Genomic DNA, 15743 nt, shown 5'->3' on the forward strand with positions numbered 1-15743 from the left:
GCGCTTCCTCTCCTTCGATGGGTTCAACGGTGGTCTTTGGGTGCGGTGCAGGCGTAGGCGTAGGTGCCCCTGCGGACGATCAGCACGGCGACGCCGAGTGCGAGGAGCAGCCCCCACACCGGCAGGCCGTCCGTCCCGAGGGCGACGGCCGTACGGCTGGTGGCCAGGGTCGGCGCCGCCACCACCGCAGCCCATACGAACACGAGCACGGCGGCGGCGCGGGTCACGCCGATGACCCCGCCGAGCGCCAGGGTCATGGAGGTGAAGGCCAGGCAGGGCAGCAGCCACTGAGCGGCCGTCACCCCTGTCGCCCATCCCCCCGCCAGCAGTGTGGGGATCACCACGGCGAGCACGGAGGCGGTGCGCCGCAGCACCAGTTGCAGCCCCGCCCTCGGCGTGGAGGAGGTCAGCTCGTACGCCGGGTCCAGACCGCGCGACCAGGAGGCCGCCACCCCGCACACCGGCAGGACCGGGGCGAGCAGCAGCATCAGGGACACCTCGCCGAAGCCGGGCCCGGTCAGGTCCAGCAGCAGGGCGAGCAGTGCCACGGCCGGCACCATGGCCAGCCACGGCGTCATGGCGGGCGTCGTCCACGCCGACAGCCGGGCCCGCAGCCGGCGGGGCGGCGCCGGGGCGGCCGCGGCGAGTCGGTGTTCGAGATCGGACCAGACGGCCTCAGTCAGGGCGGCCACGGCGGGCGAACCGGCCGTGACGGCGGCCGACAGCCGGTCACGGCAGACCCGGCAGCCCTCCAGATGGGCTTCCAGGGCCCATACTTCGTCGGCGGCGAGGTCCGTCCCGCCGCGCACGTACCCGTCGATCAGCCGCGGCGACGCGTGTTCCTCGTGCTTGTTCTTTCCGGTGTTCCTGCCAGCGTCCTTGCCGGTGTTCATGCCAGCGCCTCCCGCATCGCCGTCCGGGCCCGGCGGGCGCGGGTCTTGACCGTTCCCTCGGGCAGTCCGAGCAGAACCGCTGTCTCACGGACGGAGAGTCCGTCGAGGACCATGGCCTGCAGTACGTCTCTGAGCTCCGGCGCGATACGCCGCAGCGCGTCCCCGACGTCACCGCCGACGGTGGCCACCAGCGCCTCCTCCTCGGCCGCGGGCGCGACGGAGTACGGGGCGGCGGCGAGCGGCGGCTGCGCGTGGTGGGCCCTGCGCCGGAACGCGTCGACGAGGCGGCGGGCCGCTATGGTCCACAGCCAGCCGACGGCCGTCCCGCCGGCCCCGCCCCGGCTCCCGGCGAAGGAGCCGGCCGCCCGCCATACCGCGAGGTACGTCTCCTGCATGACCTCGGCGACGATCTGCTGGTCGGCGCAGCGGCGGTGCAGACGCACCGCCAGCCACGGCGACGTGCGCCGGTACAACTCCTCGAAGGAGGCCCGGTCTCCCCGGGCCACCCGTCGTAGGAGGCGTTCCTCGTCCAGTTCCTGCGGCGCTGCCGCCCCAACCCGTTTCACACCTGCTAGACGCGTCGCCGGGGCGTCAGGTTTTCCCCTGAGGGTGATCCGGGTCACAGTCCGGGGCCGCTGTCGCGGGGCTCCTTTCGCGGGGCCGCTCCGACGTCACGGCTCGCAGCGGTCGACCGCAGAGCCCGAGCCTCCCGGCGCACCGGGCCGGCCCGTTCGCTTGGCCCTCGAACCGGGCCCACGCGACGGGCTCAGGCGTCGAGGTCCAGATCGAAGGCCGTCCGGACGTCGACACAGACAACCTCCCCGGAGGCGGACCGACCCACCCAGACCGGGTGGACGCCGTCGCCACCGGTGCAGAAGACCGCCAGGTCCGCGCCCAGGCCTCCGCCGTCGAGGTGCATACCGGCTGCGGAATTCGCGAGCTTGTCGGCCTCCGGGGAACCCTGCCAGTTCGCCCGCTCCAGCAGGTCCCGCAGGTCCTGCCAGACCCCGGCGTCGCCGAAGGCGCCCGTTGCCCCGTCCGTGCCGAAGCCGAAGGCCTCTCCGGCACGGAGCCGGAGCGTGTCGTCACCCGGTCCGAGCGCCATCTCCCATGCCGCCACGGGAGCGTCGCCGATCTGCAGCCGGACGGCCGCGACCTCCTCGTAGGGCCCGTAGCCCGCGTCTGCGACCTCGACCAGGGCCGCCGTCACCGGGTACGTACCCGGCGGCACGGCCACCGTGAGCCTCGGCACCTCGTCCCAGCTCTGCGGGCATGCCACCGCCAGCACCCCGCTCGGCACGCGCACGCTGCCGCACGGGACCGGCTCGAGGACCGTCAGCCCGGGGATGTGGGTGCCGGGCCGGAAGACCCGGTCGAAGTCGGTGGACCCGAGCAGCCTGGAGGGCTCCCGGCGCCAGCCGGACGCCGCGGTACGCAGTTCGGCGGCGACCCAGTGGGGGAGCGCGTCCGCGACCGGGAGCGCCGGCCAGTCGTCGAAGCCCGGGCGGGCCGTCCAGAGGTCCTCCTCGGCCACCGCCACCTCTGCCTCCAGGGAGGCTCCGCGCATGCCCTCGGGCTGGTGCGAGACGCGCGCGGTTCCGTCGGCGGCGAGCTCCACCTCCGTGCGGGGAGCGTCCACATCGAACTCCGCCGTCCGCTTGTCCGGGTACCCCCGCACGAGCAGGCGCCGGAGCAGCAGCCGCCGCTCGTCGGTCAGCAGCCGCAGCTCGGTCTCGGCGGTCCGGCGGCCGTGCTCGTCGTACGCCCAGGTGTCGAGGACCCCGGCCTGCCACGCCACCATCCGCACCCCGAGCGGGACTTCGCGCCCCGGTGCGCGGTAGACCACCGCGTACGGAAGGCCGGTGGCATCCCGGGCGCGCGCCTCTTCGGGGGACAGCTCGCGACCGCCGGTACGGGACGCCGCGTCCCAGGATTCCTCGAAGCTCACGGTCACGTACGTCTCAGGCATCGGCGGTGGCTCCGTCCTGCTCCGGGAGCAGCTCGGGCATCCCCTCCACGAGCACTACGGCACCGACCACCTCACCAACCTCGGAACGGCCGACCCACACGGGGTAGGTACCGTCGCCCGTCGTGGCGAAGGCCATGAGTTCGCCACCGGAAGCCTCGTCCCAGGTCCGCTGCATGAACATGGAACCGTCGTCGAGGTCCTCGTACCCGTCCAGGTCCGGCTCCCCTCGGATCAGCCCCCGTTCGAAGAGCCCGACGAGCGGCTCCCAGGCCCCGGCGTCGGCGAAACAGCCGGTGGCTCCGTCGGTGGCGAAGCCGGCTATCTGATCCTCGATGAACAGCCGGAGGTCGTCGTCCGGACCGAGGGCCATCTCCCAGCTCGCGGCGGGGGTCTCGCCGACGAGGACGCGGACGGCCGTGGGTGACGTGGTCGTGACCTCGGTGTCCCGCCACTCGCAGTGGTAGCTGTAGCGGACCCGCGCCTCGTCGAGTACGTACTCCCCGGGCGGGACGGGGACCGTGATGCGAGGACCACCGCCGTGGTCGATGTCCGGGCCTGAGACGGCCAGCAGCCCGCTGGGCACGCGCAGGGAGCCGACCCGGCGCGGCTCCACGACGGTCATCTCCGGGTGGTACCCGTCGGTCACGCGCACCCCGGGCCGGAACAGCTCATTGATCGGCCCGGGCTGCGCGGGGCGCGGCGGACGCCAGCAGGTGCCGGGGGCGTCTCCGCCACCGGGCTCGGCCGGCTCGGCCGGCTCGGCCGGCTCGGCCGGCTCGGCCGGCTCGGCCGGCTCGAAGGTCGGCGGCTCAATGAGCCCGTGCACCCGGGCCGAGAGCAGCGGCCACTCCCCGAAGGCCGGGCGGTCCATCCAGCGCTCGTCGTCGCGGAGAGCAGGCCTGGTGACGTACGAACCCCCGCGCTCCCCCCTGGGCTCCTCCGTCCGCCGGCCCCTCCCGTCCGGGAAGAGGTCCACCGTGATGCGCGGGCACTTCCCGTCGAACTCCGGCATCTCCGGGCCGGTGTAGTTCCAAGCGACGCTGTACCGGCGCATCAGTCGCGACGGATCGTCCAGCAGCCGCATGTCCAGGTCGTAGGTGCGGCGGCCCTGGGCGTCGTAGACCCACAGGCCGACGTAGTGGTCCCGCCATGACACGAGCCGGACCTCCAGCGGAGCCTCCCGGCCCGGCTCCCGGTACACCACCACGTACGGAAGACCGGCGGCATCCCTGGCGCGCGCCTCCCCGGCGGATATCGGCCGCCAGGGCGCACGGGCCTCCAGGTCCCACGCCTGCGCGTACCGCACCTCGACGACCATGGCCGCTCCTTGTTCGCATGTCCTGCCGTGCCTGTGTGCTGAGCTGCAAGATAACCGCCACCTGTGACAACGGCCCCACGGGGCCCGGCGGCGGGCCCCGCGGACGCAGTACCCGGGGTGACCCGACACGAAGAGCTCGCCCACGAACGACAGCGCCGACTCGGCGTCGGGCACGGCGAACCGAGGCGAAACTGCGTGGAGGTGTCGGCGAACCGCTGAAAGAATCACCGCCATGGCAAGCCCCACCGCACACGAGCTCCTCACCAACGTCAGCGGTCTGACCCCTGAGCGCGCACAGCAGATTGCTGACCACATCGACGAGTGCAGGCTCCTGATGGAGGCGGGCGCCGACATGGATGCAGTGCAACAGCACCTGAAGGAACAAGGCGTCGGCATGCTCTACGCCATCCTCATCACCACCGGACTTCTGGGCGACCACCCCAGCAAACTGCGCGCAGCACGAGAGATCGTGGAGTGCAGCCCGGCTCGCACGACAACTCCCCCCGTGTAGGTTCGCCCATCCGCAGGACGCGGTCAGTTGCTCCGGGTGGCGCCGGTGTCGCTCGTACCATCACCGCGCACGTCGCCGTATCCACGCCCGCGGCGGTTTCAGGAGGACCGGCGCCGTGAGGGCCGATACGGGCAGGGCGCGCCACCAGTCCGACAGCGTCGGGTCCTGCACCTGGCCTGCGATGATGACGGAGTGCCAGAGCCAGGAACCACCGCCGTCGTCATTCTTCTGCCCGATGCCGCCCCTCTTCTCGAGGCGGTGCGGCGCATCGACCCGGCTCTCGTGCGACACGGGGTTCCGGCGCACGTCTCGCTCCTCTACCCGTTCGTGCCGGAGTCAGCGCTGACGGGTCAGGACGAGAAGGGCGTACGTTCCCTGGCGGCGAGTTTCCCGGCAGCAGATCTCCTCCTGGGAGAGGTCGTGGCGGAGCCCGGCTTCGTCGCCGTCGCCGTTCCGGAACTCCAACCGGTCGTCGATGCGTTCCACGCCCGGTGGCCCGGGTTGCGCCCGTACCGGGGCCGCTTCGGGCCGTGGCCCGCCGCCCACCTCACGGTCGCCCTGGGCGCGGACAACCCGACGGCCGCCACCCCTGTGCGCGACGCGGTCGGCAGCCTGCTGCCTCTGCGCACCCGTGCGGCGGCGGTCCAGCTGGTGGCGCTGACGGAGAACGGCTGGAGGGCGCGGCTCACTGCGCCGCTCGGCGGCCCGGAGGAACGGTGAACACCGTCCGCCGGTCCACCTCCTGACCGCGACCACAGCCGTGCCTCCGGCTCAGAGGCAGAGCCGGGCCACCTGCTCCAGTTCGTCCGCCAGAAGCGCCGGGTCGCGGGGGCCGATGTGCGGAGCCGCCAGCGATCGCACACGGAAGCGGTTGTCCGGGGTCGTCTCGTCGGCCTCCCGGATCATCAGGTCCTGGAGTGCCGGTGGGAGGGTCCGGTCTTCGGTGAACCGCACGAACGTACGCGGTATCCGGCCCCACTTGTGTGGCGGCCCGCGGCCGTCGGATGCCCCGATCGAGGCTGACTCGTCCGGCTCGAGGATGTTGAGCAGGGTCCTGACCTCGGTGTCGGAGTAGCCGGCGGCCATCGCCTCCTTGGCGATCCGGAAGAACGCCGCGTCGTTGCTTCGCCAGTTGACCCGGGTGACCCCGAGTTCCGGCGGGGTCGGGACGGGAGTCATCCTGAATATGTGGCTGGTGGCCGCTTCCGGAGTCGCCATCAGCTCGTTCATCGAGGCCCGCTTCGCCGGGCACAGGGCCGAGACGTACACCAGGTGCGAGATGAGCTCGGGTACCAGGTCGGCCGTCGCGTTGAGGGTGACGCCGCCGAGGCTCTGGCCGGCCAGGACCACCGGGCCGTTCCGGTGTGCCCGCCGCACCACCGCGGCCACGTGAGCGGCGCAGGCTGCCAGGGTGGTCCTGGAGATCGGGGAGGGCTCCGTGCGCAGTCGCTCGAGGTCCTGCGGCGCCTGGTACGAGACCGGAAGGTAGGCGCCGGGGCCGTGGCCGGGCAGGTCCACCGCGACCGCACGGTGCCCTCGAAGCCCCAGTTCGGTCACCACCGGAGACCATCCGTAGGCGTTGCTGCCCGCTCCATGGACCAGGACGAAAGTGACCGCGGGGTCGACCGGGCTCATTAAGTTACTCATGCGTAGATCCTGTATCCGCGACCGTCCGGGGGCAGCGGCCATCCGCCACACCCGCGGGAGTCCGCATCTCGACCGACCGGTCCACCGGGTGACACGCCACCCGGCACCCGGCAGCGAGCACCGTGGAACCGATCGGAGCCGACACGCATCATTGAACATGTTCAGTGATCACTTTCCGGAGGTTTCCTTGGCCACGCAACGCACGAAGATCGCCGTACGGCCCTCGGCCGGAGCGGTGGCGACCGTGCTGGCGGCCGCCGGCTGGTGGCTGCACCAGGTCAGCCTGGTCCTGGACGGGAAGGCCCCGGTGTCCTGCGGCGAGGCCATCCGCTTCCTCGAAACGGCCCACCCTCCCGAGACCGCACGGAACAAGCAGTGCACGTGGGGCCAGTGGCAGACCACTTGGTACACCATGGACTTCCAGGCCTCGCGAACAGAGGCGGAAGCGTGGCTGCACACCACGTATCCCGACGCCCGGGTCTATCGTGACTGCGTGGATGCCGACCTCTGCTCCTCGCCCACCGTCCTTCAGGACGGGGACGACAGCGCCGACCACCTGTCGGTCGACATCCGCTTCCAGGAGCACGACTCCGCAGTCGCGCATGTCTCCGGAGTCACGACGAACTGATCTTCCCCTGACGGTCCGTCAAGGCAATGCGTTCGGGCGGCACTCGGCCGCGAGAGGCGGCCGTGCCTGTTCCCGCGCTTCGGTTCTGGCTTCACTCCCGTGATGGCCAGCAGTCCGCCGCACCGTAGCGGCGGGCCTGGAGCGTGGATCTTGACCGTGGGGGATGCCATGATCGACTGTGGCCGACCGACGGGTCCAGAGGCGGGGAGGGTGAGTGGAGAGGTTCACAGTCGAGCAGCTTCTGGTGGTTGATTTCGTGGAGCACGTTCGTCGCCGCCCAGCGCTGTACTTTCTGGCTGAGCAGGGCAGCCCCGAGCTGCCCACCGAGGTCCTCAGGGCAGTGGCCCGGGACGCTCTGCACCGTCGCGACGGCCGGCATGGACAGATCGGTGTCGAGATCGGATCCGACCTCAGCTTCACGGTGGAGAGCGATCAGCACCCCAGCTCCGATCAACGGGAGAGGATCCTGCCGCGATTCTTCGGTTCCCTGCTCGACATGTTCGACATGCGGCGCTGGGCTCCCTCAGCGGCTGCCGCGCTCAGCGTCCGCACGGTCGTCGAGATCTGGCTGGACGGCCACGGCTATCGCCAGGAGTTGGTCGGGACGGCCCCAACCGGTGTCCGGGAAGAGTTTTCAGCACCTGAACCGTTCGGGACCCGGACCACCTTCCATCTTGATCCTTCATTCTGCGGTCCGGGCGAGGCCATCGCCCGGGCGTTGCGGCCGGACGAACTGCACGGCGAAACGTGCAAGGAACGTCTTTCACCCACGGTGTTCCCGATTCACGATCTCCGCCCGGAGACGACGGAGCCGGTCAGCGAGTAGGACCCGCCTTCGCAGGAGGTCGAGGCCGGCGCGGCCGCACATCCGACGCTTGAGCGTCTTGATCAGGTGGTCGACGTGCCCTTCGATCGCGCCTGCGTTCCATGGCAGGGCCGGACCGGCGATGCCGGCAGCGCGACCACGGTCGCGGCCGATGCCCGCGGTGCGGGTGCGAAGGCCGGGAGGCCCGCAGGTGGGCGCGGGTGGGGCCGGTCAGCAGATGCGCTCGGCGCTCGCGCGACCGTCGCGGCTCGGTACCACGGGGCGGATCGACGGCACCCAGACTCCTCCACGATGACCGGCGGGCGTCCCGGGCCGGTGGAGGAGCCGATCGCAGCGCAGCTGACCACCCAGCCGTGCTCACCCCGTTCCCCTCTCCCCTCTCCCCTCTCCCCTCTCCCCCACCTTGGGAGCGTCCTCGGGTGGGCCGTGACAGGCTCGTTCTCCTGCACGCATGGCGGCGCGGCTCTCCATCGTCGCGTGGAGAGCCGCTCCGGCTTGATCTCAGGGCGCGTTGGTGTGCGCGTCGCACACCGCGCGCACGCAAGTGAGGACGGAGTCCATCCCCCGCGGGGGATGGCCGGTCCGGCCCGGACGCAGCAAACCGGGGCCGTCAGCTGTCGGTGACGGGGAACGCGGAGGTGCGTCGGAAGCCGGGAAACATCCCGCCTGCGCTCGCGGCGGGCTGTCAGACGCGCGCCGTCTTCAGAGCCGTAAGAGCCCTGTCCGCCGCCGCGTACCCGGCCTGGTCCTTGCCATCCTTCAGGGCCTGCTTCGCTTTCGCGATGTAGTCCTCGATCTCGGCACGGCGCCTCTGATCGAGCTTCGATTCGGCGTCGACCCAGATCTGCTCGAGCTGCTCGACCTTCAGGACCAGTCCTTCGGACATCTGCACTCCCCACAGCATTCGGCACTTAGGGTAGTGATCTTTTCACGTTCCGCGTCCGATCCAGGCGCGCCGTACCGGTGCGACGCGGGCACCTGACGACGGCGGGCCGGCCCGCGACCGAACCGTGGGACATCCGAGCGCGCCTGATGGCGACACAGCGCCCGCGGTGCGCCGTCATCGCCCCCGCCTCGCGGGCCCCATTCGGAGCGCCCATGCTGAGGAGAGAGGGCGCCGTCGCCCGGAGTTTCTTCCTTCCCGAAGGCCGACGAGGGCGCCTGAGAGAGGGAGGAAGTCATGCGCATACGAAGAACTCTGGGCCTGGCCCTGGCCACGGTGACGGTTGCCGGCATGAGCGCCTTCGGCGCCGTCAGCGCGGAGGCCGCCTCATCTCCGACCATCACCGGAGACGAATGCACCGCCGCGGGTGGAAAGATCACGTCACGCCCCTACGCCGGCGACCTCTGCGTGCTGCCCGACGGGACCTCGCAGCCGGTCACTTGATCGCCCGACGTGACGGCGGCACCCGCGGTTCGAACGGACAGGAGACCCCGGCGGTACCGGGGTCCCCACCGGCCGGATCCCTGCTGGGCGAGGGCCCCGAGACGTGATGCAGAGGACCATGACGATCACCCCACTTGCCCGGTCCAGCGTCAGCAGCCGATCATCCGCGTATGAGAACCGACGTCCAGATCTTCGTCGCCGACGGCCCGCAGCCCGACTGGAACTCCACCGAAGAGGAGATCGACAGGCGCTGGCTGCAGCTGGACGCGATCGGCCATCCCGTCACGACTGAGGAAGCGCACGCGCCGGCCGCCTGCTTCGGTCCGGACGACTGCTATGGCGTCGGCTGGACTCTGATCCACCTCATCGAAACAGCGCCCGGGCCATTGCCCGTCCTCCCCCGCCCCAGCAACGAGGCTCCCACCTGGGACATCCCCTGGGGACGCCGGCACGCGCACTATGGCGAGGCATTCGACGATGAGGCCTCCAGCTGATCACTCACAGACCGGAGCGAGCCGCCCCGCGAGGTTCGGTCACGGCACTCAACCCATCTGACCTGTCGGGCCCGTGTGCCACGACTTCGACGCCCTGGCGGGCGGGGGTATGCCGGCGCCTGGGAAAACCAAGCGGCCGCGCCGGGAACAGCCGGTCCGGGCGGCAGCGTTGCACCGACCGGGGGTCTGGCACTGCGGGGGTGGTCCCAACGTCATCCGCACCGGCAGGATCCGGCCTCCCGGGAACGCGGAACGCCCACCGCGCACTCGGACCACCACATGTCTCTGCAGGAGGACTCCTTCATGACTGACCGGCCCTTGACGCTCATGGCAGTGCACGCCCACCCCGACGACGAGGCCACCGGTACGGGAGGAGTCCTCGCGCGGTACGCGGCAGAGGGCATCCGCACGGTTCTCGTGACGTGTACCGACGGCGGTTGCGGTGACGGGCCGGGGGGCGTCAAGCCGGGTGATCCCGGGCACGATCCGGCGGCCGTCGCCTTGATGCGCCGACAGGAACTCGAGGCGAGCTGTGACGTCCTGAAGGTCAGCGATCTGGAGATGTTGGACTATGCCGACTCCGGGATGATGGGCTGGCCGAGCAACGACGCCCCTGGATCCTTCTGGAAGACCCCCGTGGAGGAAGGCGCCGCCCGACTCGCGACCCTCATGCGGCACTACCGGCCCGATGTGGTCGTCACCTATGACGAGAACGGCTTCTACGGCCACCCCGACCACATCCAGGCCCACCGCATCACGATGGCGGCGCTCGAGATGACCGCGCTGACACCGAAGGTGTACTGGACGACGATGCCGCGCTCGGCGATGGAGCGGTTCGGCAAGATCATGCGGGAGTTCCATGAGGACATGCCGGAGCCGGATCCTGCCGAGACCGCCGCGCTGGCCGAGATCGGCCTCCCCGACGACGAGATCACCACGTGGGTGGACACCACCGCATTCAGCGGTCAGAAGTTCGACGCGCTGGCCGCACACGCCAGTCAGGGCGAGAACATCTTCTTCCTCAGGATGGGCAAGGAGAGGTTCGGCGATCTGATGGGCATGGAGACCTTCGTACGGGTCCAGGACGCCACCGGTGCGGCCGTGCCCGAGAACGATCTCTTCACCGGCCTGCGCTGACCCGACCGTACGGGCCGGGGCCCCGTCGGGCGCCGTAGCACGGCCACTCACCGGCGGGGCTGGCCGCCACCCACGGCACGGGCGTACCCACCGGGCGGAAGTCGTGGGTTCCTACGTGGTTCGCGGCGCGGATTCCTGCGCGGCTGGAGTCGCGGGCGCCACGGGTTCCTGCGAGACCTGCAAGAGGTGCGGGTGGCATGCGGCGCGGGTGCCGTCCTCCTCCGAGCGCGGCCAGTACCGCCCCTCGAGGGCCTCGGCGCTGCGGTTGAGCCGGACCAGGACGTCCTCCAGTTCCCGGACCTCCTCAGGGGACCAGTCGGCGACCACCCTGGCCAGGCAGGACTGGTTGACCTCGCGGTCTCCGGCGAGCCGGCGCCCGCCTTCAACGGTGATGCGCAGCTTGCGGGCCATGCCGCCGTCCGGGTCCGCGACGCGCTCGGCCAGTCCGCAGCGCAGCAGTACCGCCGTCTGGCGGTTCACGGTCGAGGTGTCGAGCGCGAAGGCCTCCGCCAACTGTCCGATGGACATGGGGCCTTGCGTATCGATCCGACTGAGCAGCAGGTACGCCGACCGCTCCAGGCGTTCGGGGTCGCGCTCGCGCCGGGCCAGCACCTGGTGCCGCGAGAGCAGCATCAGCTCCCGCTCCAGTTTCTCCAGCACTGCGCCTCCCACTCCTTCCGGCGCTCCATTATCGCCGACCCGTGGACCGGTGGACCCCTGCCGGGGGGGGTGTCCTGTGGACGCGGACGGCTCCGCGCGAGGGCCGGTCCGGGCAGGCCCGGACCGCGGGCGCGGCAATATGCATGATACATAACATGTGTACTATGCACTTCTGGTTGTCACCCCGACGAGCCACAGCCCCACCCCGGAGGACCGCATGACCGTCACCACGTCCACCGCCTCCCGCGCGGCCGAGATCCTGTCCCGGCCCGTCACGCTGAACGGCCTGACCGTCCCCAACCGCATCGCGATGGCTCCGATGACGCGGATGTTCTCCCCCGGCGGCGTGCCCGGCGAGGACGTGCAGGCGTACTACGCCAGCCGGGCCGCCGCGGGTGTGGGCCTGATCGTCACCGAGGGCACCTACGTCGGCCACGATTCCGCCGGGCAGAGCGACCGGGTCCCGCGGTTCCACGGCGAGGACCAGCTGGCGGGGTGGGCGAAGGTCGCCGCGGCCGTGCACGAGGCAGGCGGCACGATCGTGCCTCAGCTGTGGCACATCGGCATGGTGCGCAAGCAGGGCGAGGCGCCGTACGTCGACGCTCCCGCAGTCGGCCCCTCCGGCATCCGCGTCGACGGTACCGAGGGGACCGGCCGGGCGATGACCCGCGCCGACCTCGACGACGTCATCGGCGCGTTCGCCGACGCCGCCGCGGAGGCCGAGCGGATCGGCTTCGACGGCGTCGAACTGCACGGCGCCCACGGCTACCTGCTCGACCAGTTCCTGTGGGAGCGGACCAACCGCCGCACCGACGGCTACGGCGGTGACGCGGTGGCCCGTACGAAGTTCGCGGCGGAGATCGTGGCCGCGGTCCGCGAGCGCGTCCCGGCCGACTTCCCGGTGATCTTCCGCTACTCGCAGTGGAAGCAGGAGGCCTACGACGCCCGGCTCGCGCAGAACCCGCAGGAGCTGGAAGCGATCCTGGCCCCGCTGGCGGCGGCCGGCGTCGACGCGTTCCACGCCTCCACCCGGCGCTACTGGCTCCCGGAGTTCGAGGGCTCGGACCTGAACCTGGCGGGCTGGACCAAGAAGCTCACCGGCCGGCCGGCCATCACCGTCGGCTCGGTCGGCCTCGACGGGGACTTCATCCGCGCCTTCGCCGGCGAGGGTGCGGCGCTCGGCGACATCGACAACCTCCTGGACCGCATGGAACGCGACGAGTTCGACATGGTCGCCGTCGGCCGGGCACTGCTCCAGGACCCGCACTGGGCGGCGAAGGTCCTCGGCAACCGCTTCGACGAACTGAAGCCGTACGACGCGGCGGCGCTCAGGTCCCTCAGCCGATAGCAGGTAGCGGGTGGCCGTCCGGACGGCCGCGCCCGAGGAGCGCTCCGTGATGTCGGTCCACCGACGTCACGGGGCGTTCGCGCGGACGGCTACGGAGCGGGGAACCAGCGGACGGGGTGGCCATCGGGGCCGTCCGTGAGCCAGGAACCGTCGCCCAGGGGCACCAGCTCGTAGGGGTTGGTCACCTCGAGGGTGATCTCGCCTCCGAGCGTGCCCGTGCGTACGTCGACCAGGTGGTGGCGGAACCACACCTCCTCGTCCGGAGTCTCACCGCCCAGGGTGACGACGGCTGTGTTCGCGGTCAGGTAGCCGCCGCTCCATCCCACGAAGCACTCCTGCGGGTCGTACCCGAAGGCCTCGACGGGGAGCGTGAAGAGCACCTCCCCGGTGGGGTGGCTGTGGAAGGCGACGTCCGCCTGCCCGTGGTCGACGGTCATGAACTGCTGCCCGGACGGGGCCAGGTCGATCAGGCAGCGGTCCCACCACGGGTACGTCACGAACTCCGGCTCGCCGTCCGCCCCGGCCGTACCCCGGAGGATGACGGACCCGTCCTGGCCCTCACCGATGTCGAGGTAGACGCTGCCGTCCACGGGGTGGACGTGGTGACCGGCGCCGCGTCCGACCGTCTCCAGGTCCCGGCGGGCGAGAACCTCCCCACTGTCGGCGTCGTGCACGACCCACTGGTCACCGCCCCCGCGGCCCGCCATCGCGTCCGGCCGGTAGACCCACACCGTGCGGCCGTCCAGAGACAGCGCGCATCCGGGGCGGTGGCCATGGCGTACGTCGGAGTGCGGCGCGAAGTCCGTGGCCCACATCAGGTCGCCCGCACGCGTGAGGCAGACGACGGCGTTCAGCGTCGTGTACACGACCCGCTCCAGGTCGCGGGGGACCACGGACGCCTCGACCTCGTCGCCGGCCCGCGGCCGGAACACCGCGGCGGGCTCCAGCTCCCCGCGGGCGCCGGGGTCCACGACGTAGGCATGGATCCGCCCGTCGCGGTGGCGCGTGAGGACCTTCGACACCGGTGCAGAAATCATCCGCCAAGGCTAATGCCCGGGTCGGACACCCGCACTGGGCCGCTCCCGCGGGGTGGCGGACCGGCGGCGTCGAGCTGCGCCGCGTCGCCCGCAGCCACCCTCCGCGTCGGCAGGACGGGAGGCATCGTGAACGAGCACACGGCTCCACCCAGGCGGGCGGCGCGGCTGTCCGCCTTCCCGGGGATGGCGTAGCGGATGCCGCGTGCAGCCCGCTCGCCGACCCTAGTCCTGATCGGCCGCCGGGACCGGTGCGGCGAACCATGCACGGTCGTACGGGAGACCAGGCGCGGAGAGGGGCGCGGCGAACCAGGGGCTGCCGGGCGCGCGATCCTGCGTCGCCGGGGCCGGGTGGGGCAGCTCGAGGTTCAGGGCATTCCGCAGATGCCCGGTCGTACGCTCGGCTACGGCTCGCATCTTGTCGTCCTCCGACCGACAGGCGGTGGCCTCCAGGAGCAGCAGGGCGGCATGGAGCACAGCGACCGGTACGGTCGCCGTCGCCAGGCCGGACAACGCGGCCGCGGCCTGCTGTACGGGATCTGCCGATACCGGCGGGATCAGCTGGGCAACGCCTCGACCGAGAGCGGCCCGGTCACGGGGTGCAGTCATCCGGGCAGTCTCCCGCCCGATCCCCTTACTGCCCAAATCAGTTCACCCACTCGGAAGACGCACCGGCAGGCACCCAGTTCAGCTGTTCCTGCGCCCTGGCGGGCCCCGGGCATCACTCCTCGCCGGAGAACCGCTCCCATGCGGACTGGCGAGTGATCCCCAGAGCTTCACCGATCCTGGTCCAGGTGACGCCTCGCCGGCGCAGTTCCTGCACCCACGAGCGCAAGTCCGCCTCAGCCTGGTCGATGTGCACGGCAACACGCGGAATGTGACCCAGCACCTCCTCGTCCGCCATCGACTCCCAGATCGGCGCGCGCGGTCCCACGGGGCCACCGAGGCTCCCGTCGATGATCGATGTGGACAGAGCCACGCACTCGTCGCAGATGTACACGCCGGGACCGGCGATCAGCCTTCCGGCTTCGGCGCTCGGCTTGCCGCAGAAGGAGCACCGGGCGGGCTCGGCCAGGGTGTCAGGCTGTAACACTGCACGCTCTCCCAAATCGTCAGGGTGTTCCTGACAATTTAGGCCGTCAGGGAATCCCTGACGACGGGCTTGTCCATAGGCCGCGACCACCGGGACACCGCTCCGGTTTCCCCGCACCTCCCCGCCACGGTCCACCCGCCGACCCAGGAGGGAGCATGTCGTTCCGTTCCCGTACCCGCCGCCTGGCCGCCACCGTGCTGGCCGCCGCCACCCTCACCACCGGCTGAACTACCCGCACGTTCTCGCGGAGAGGATCGGCACCCGCCTCACCGACGTGTCATGCGGCGGCGCACGTACGCAGGACTTCACCAGCCCTCAGTTCCTGATCACCCCGCCCCAGGCGAACGTACTGAGCCCCAGCACCGATCTGGTGACCATGACCATCGGCGGTAACGACGACCTCCTGTTCGCGTCCGTGGTCGCGGCCTGTGTCACCGCGGCCGCTACCACCCTCGGACAGGGCCACCCCTGCCAGAACCTGTACGGCTCACACTTCGACAACCTGATCGACAACAGCATCCATCCCAAATTGGTGGGGCGATGACGACGGTCCGAGCCAAGGCCCCCCATGCCCGCAACGCTCGGCCTCGACTGACCCGTCGGGACGGGAAGGGACGGTACTGCGGACCGCCCGCAATCTGCCGATGCCGCCGACGCGGGCTCCCGACGCACGGGGCAGACAGAGCTGACGGACCGGCCCGAGCCGGCCCGTCAGGTGCCCTTCGCTTCTTCTGCCTCTCCTGCTTTTCCCGCTTCTCCTGCTTCTCGTTCTGCTGTGCCGCGCTACTCCTTGACCTT

Annotated in this window: 18 protein-coding genes and 1 pseudogene; 9 read left to right on the plus strand and 10 right to left on the minus strand. The window is 71.1% G+C overall.

Going from position 1 to position 15743, the window contains the following annotated elements:
- Positions 1–23 precede the first annotated feature (23 nt).
- The 4 genes from ACIQZO_RS04665 to ACIQZO_RS04680 all read right to left on the minus strand — a co-directional run bounded on the left by ACIQZO_RS04665 (position 24) and on the right by ACIQZO_RS04680 (position 4180).
- Entirely contained in the window at positions 24–893 is an 870-nt protein-coding gene (locus ACIQZO_RS04665; RefSeq protein ID WP_403620053.1) for a zf-HC2 domain-containing protein, read from the minus strand.
- Entirely contained in the window at positions 890–1459 is a 570-nt protein-coding gene (locus ACIQZO_RS04670; protein ID WP_403620055.1) for an RNA polymerase sigma factor, read from the minus strand. Before ACIQZO_RS04670 ends, ACIQZO_RS04665 begins: the two co-directional genes overlap by 4 nt.
- 200 nt (positions 1460–1659) lie before the next feature.
- Positions 1660–2862 (minus strand): DUF4241 domain-containing protein, encoded by a 1203-nt coding sequence (locus ACIQZO_RS04675; RefSeq protein WP_403620058.1) that lies wholly within the window; start codon positions 2860–2862, stop codon positions 1660–1662.
- On the minus strand, positions 2855–4180 hold the full coding sequence (locus ACIQZO_RS04680) for a DUF4241 domain-containing protein (protein WP_403620061.1): 1326 nt from the start codon (positions 4178–4180) through the stop codon (positions 2855–2857). Before ACIQZO_RS04680 ends, ACIQZO_RS04675 begins: the two co-directional genes overlap by 8 nt.
- Before the next feature lie 232 nt (positions 4181–4412).
- On the opposite strand from ACIQZO_RS04680, the gene ACIQZO_RS04685 reads away from it, so the two are divergent.
- Both ACIQZO_RS04685 and ACIQZO_RS04690 read left to right on the plus strand, forming a co-directional pair.
- Entirely contained in the window at positions 4413–4691 is a 279-nt protein-coding gene (locus tag ACIQZO_RS04685; protein ID WP_403620064.1) for a hypothetical protein, read from the plus strand.
- A gap of 192 nt (positions 4692–4883) precedes the next feature.
- Positions 4884–5411 carry a 2'-5' RNA ligase family protein gene (locus ACIQZO_RS04690; RefSeq protein ID WP_403620067.1) on the plus strand — a complete coding sequence of 176 codons (528 nt, stop codon included), beginning with the start codon at positions 4884–4886 and terminating at the stop codon, positions 5409–5411.
- A 51-nt stretch (positions 5412–5462) separates the two neighbouring features.
- On the opposite strand, the gene ACIQZO_RS04695 is transcribed toward ACIQZO_RS04690, so the two are convergent.
- Positions 5463–6338 (minus strand): alpha/beta fold hydrolase, encoded by an 876-nt coding sequence (locus ACIQZO_RS04695; RefSeq protein ID WP_403620070.1) that lies wholly within the window; start codon positions 6336–6338, stop codon positions 5463–5465.
- A gap of 187 nt (positions 6339–6525) precedes the next feature.
- Here ACIQZO_RS04695 and ACIQZO_RS04700 point away from each other — a divergent pair, with 187 nt between their 5' ends.
- On the plus strand, positions 6526–6966 hold the full coding sequence (locus ACIQZO_RS04700; protein ID WP_403620074.1) for a hypothetical protein: 441 nt from the start codon (positions 6526–6528) through the stop codon (positions 6964–6966).
- A 214-nt stretch (positions 6967–7180) separates the two neighbouring features.
- The gene (locus ACIQZO_RS04705; RefSeq protein ID WP_403620077.1) at positions 7181–7792 is read left to right on the plus strand and encodes a hypothetical protein; all 612 of its coding nucleotides are present in this window, start codon (positions 7181–7183) and stop codon (positions 7790–7792) included.
- A 685-nt stretch (positions 7793–8477) separates the two neighbouring features.
- Here the strand turns inward: ACIQZO_RS04705 and ACIQZO_RS04710 are convergent.
- Entirely contained in the window at positions 8478–8678 is a 201-nt protein-coding gene (locus tag ACIQZO_RS04710) for a hypothetical protein (protein ID WP_403620080.1), read from the minus strand.
- A gap of 294 nt (positions 8679–8972) precedes the next feature.
- Here ACIQZO_RS04710 and ACIQZO_RS04715 point away from each other — a divergent pair, with 294 nt between their 5' ends.
- The 3 genes from ACIQZO_RS04715 to ACIQZO_RS04725 all read left to right on the plus strand — a co-directional run bounded on the left by ACIQZO_RS04715 (position 8973) and on the right by ACIQZO_RS04725 (position 10810).
- Positions 8973–9179: a hypothetical protein gene (locus tag ACIQZO_RS04715; RefSeq protein WP_403620083.1), complete on the plus strand. Its 207-nt coding sequence runs from the start codon at positions 8973–8975 to the stop codon at positions 9177–9179.
- 170 nt (positions 9180–9349) lie between these two features.
- Complete coding sequence (locus ACIQZO_RS04720; RefSeq protein ID WP_403620086.1) at positions 9350–9673, plus strand: hypothetical protein; 324 nt, start codon at positions 9350–9352, stop codon at positions 9671–9673.
- 303 nt (positions 9674–9976) lie between these two features.
- Positions 9977–10810: a PIG-L family deacetylase gene (locus tag ACIQZO_RS04725; RefSeq protein ID WP_403620089.1), complete on the plus strand. Its 834-nt coding sequence runs from the start codon at positions 9977–9979 to the stop codon at positions 10808–10810.
- A gap of 225 nt (positions 10811–11035) precedes the next feature.
- Here ACIQZO_RS04725 and ACIQZO_RS04730 read toward each other — a convergent pair.
- Positions 11036–11443 (minus strand): annotated as a pseudogene (locus tag ACIQZO_RS04730) (MarR family winged helix-turn-helix transcriptional regulator); the annotation flags it as partial.
- Positions 11444–11687: 244 nt separating this feature from the next.
- On the opposite strand from ACIQZO_RS04730, the gene ACIQZO_RS04735 reads away from it, so the two are divergent.
- Positions 11688–12818, plus strand: a complete 1131-nt coding sequence (locus tag ACIQZO_RS04735; protein WP_403620092.1) for an NADH:flavin oxidoreductase — start codon at positions 11688–11690, stop codon at positions 12816–12818.
- Positions 12819–12907: 89 nt separating this feature from the next.
- On the opposite strand, the gene ACIQZO_RS04740 is transcribed toward ACIQZO_RS04735, so the two are convergent.
- The 3 genes from ACIQZO_RS04740 to ACIQZO_RS04750 form a co-directional block, all read right to left on the minus strand.
- Complete coding sequence (locus tag ACIQZO_RS04740) at positions 12908–13855, minus strand: hypothetical protein (RefSeq protein ID WP_403620095.1); 948 nt, start codon at positions 13853–13855, stop codon at positions 12908–12910.
- A 222-nt stretch (positions 13856–14077) separates the two neighbouring features.
- Positions 14078–14461 carry a hypothetical protein gene (locus ACIQZO_RS04745; protein ID WP_403620098.1) on the minus strand — a complete coding sequence of 128 codons (384 nt, stop codon included), beginning with the start codon at positions 14459–14461 and terminating at the stop codon, positions 14078–14080.
- A 112-nt stretch (positions 14462–14573) separates the two neighbouring features.
- Positions 14574–14945, minus strand: coding sequence for a ClpX C4-type zinc finger protein (locus tag ACIQZO_RS04750; RefSeq protein ID WP_403620101.1), 372 nt, complete (start codon positions 14943–14945; stop codon positions 14574–14576).
- A gap of 274 nt (positions 14946–15219) precedes the next feature.
- On the opposite strand from ACIQZO_RS04750, the gene ACIQZO_RS04755 reads away from it, so the two are divergent.
- The gene (locus ACIQZO_RS04755; RefSeq protein ID WP_403620104.1) at positions 15220–15489 is read left to right on the plus strand and encodes a hypothetical protein; all 270 of its coding nucleotides are present in this window, start codon (positions 15220–15222) and stop codon (positions 15487–15489) included.
- Positions 15490–15743: the final 254 nt, after the last annotated feature.

Source organism: Streptomyces sp. NPDC097617 (assembly GCF_044761485.1).
Classification (GTDB): domain Bacteria; phylum Actinomycetota; class Actinomycetes; order Streptomycetales; family Streptomycetaceae; genus Streptomyces.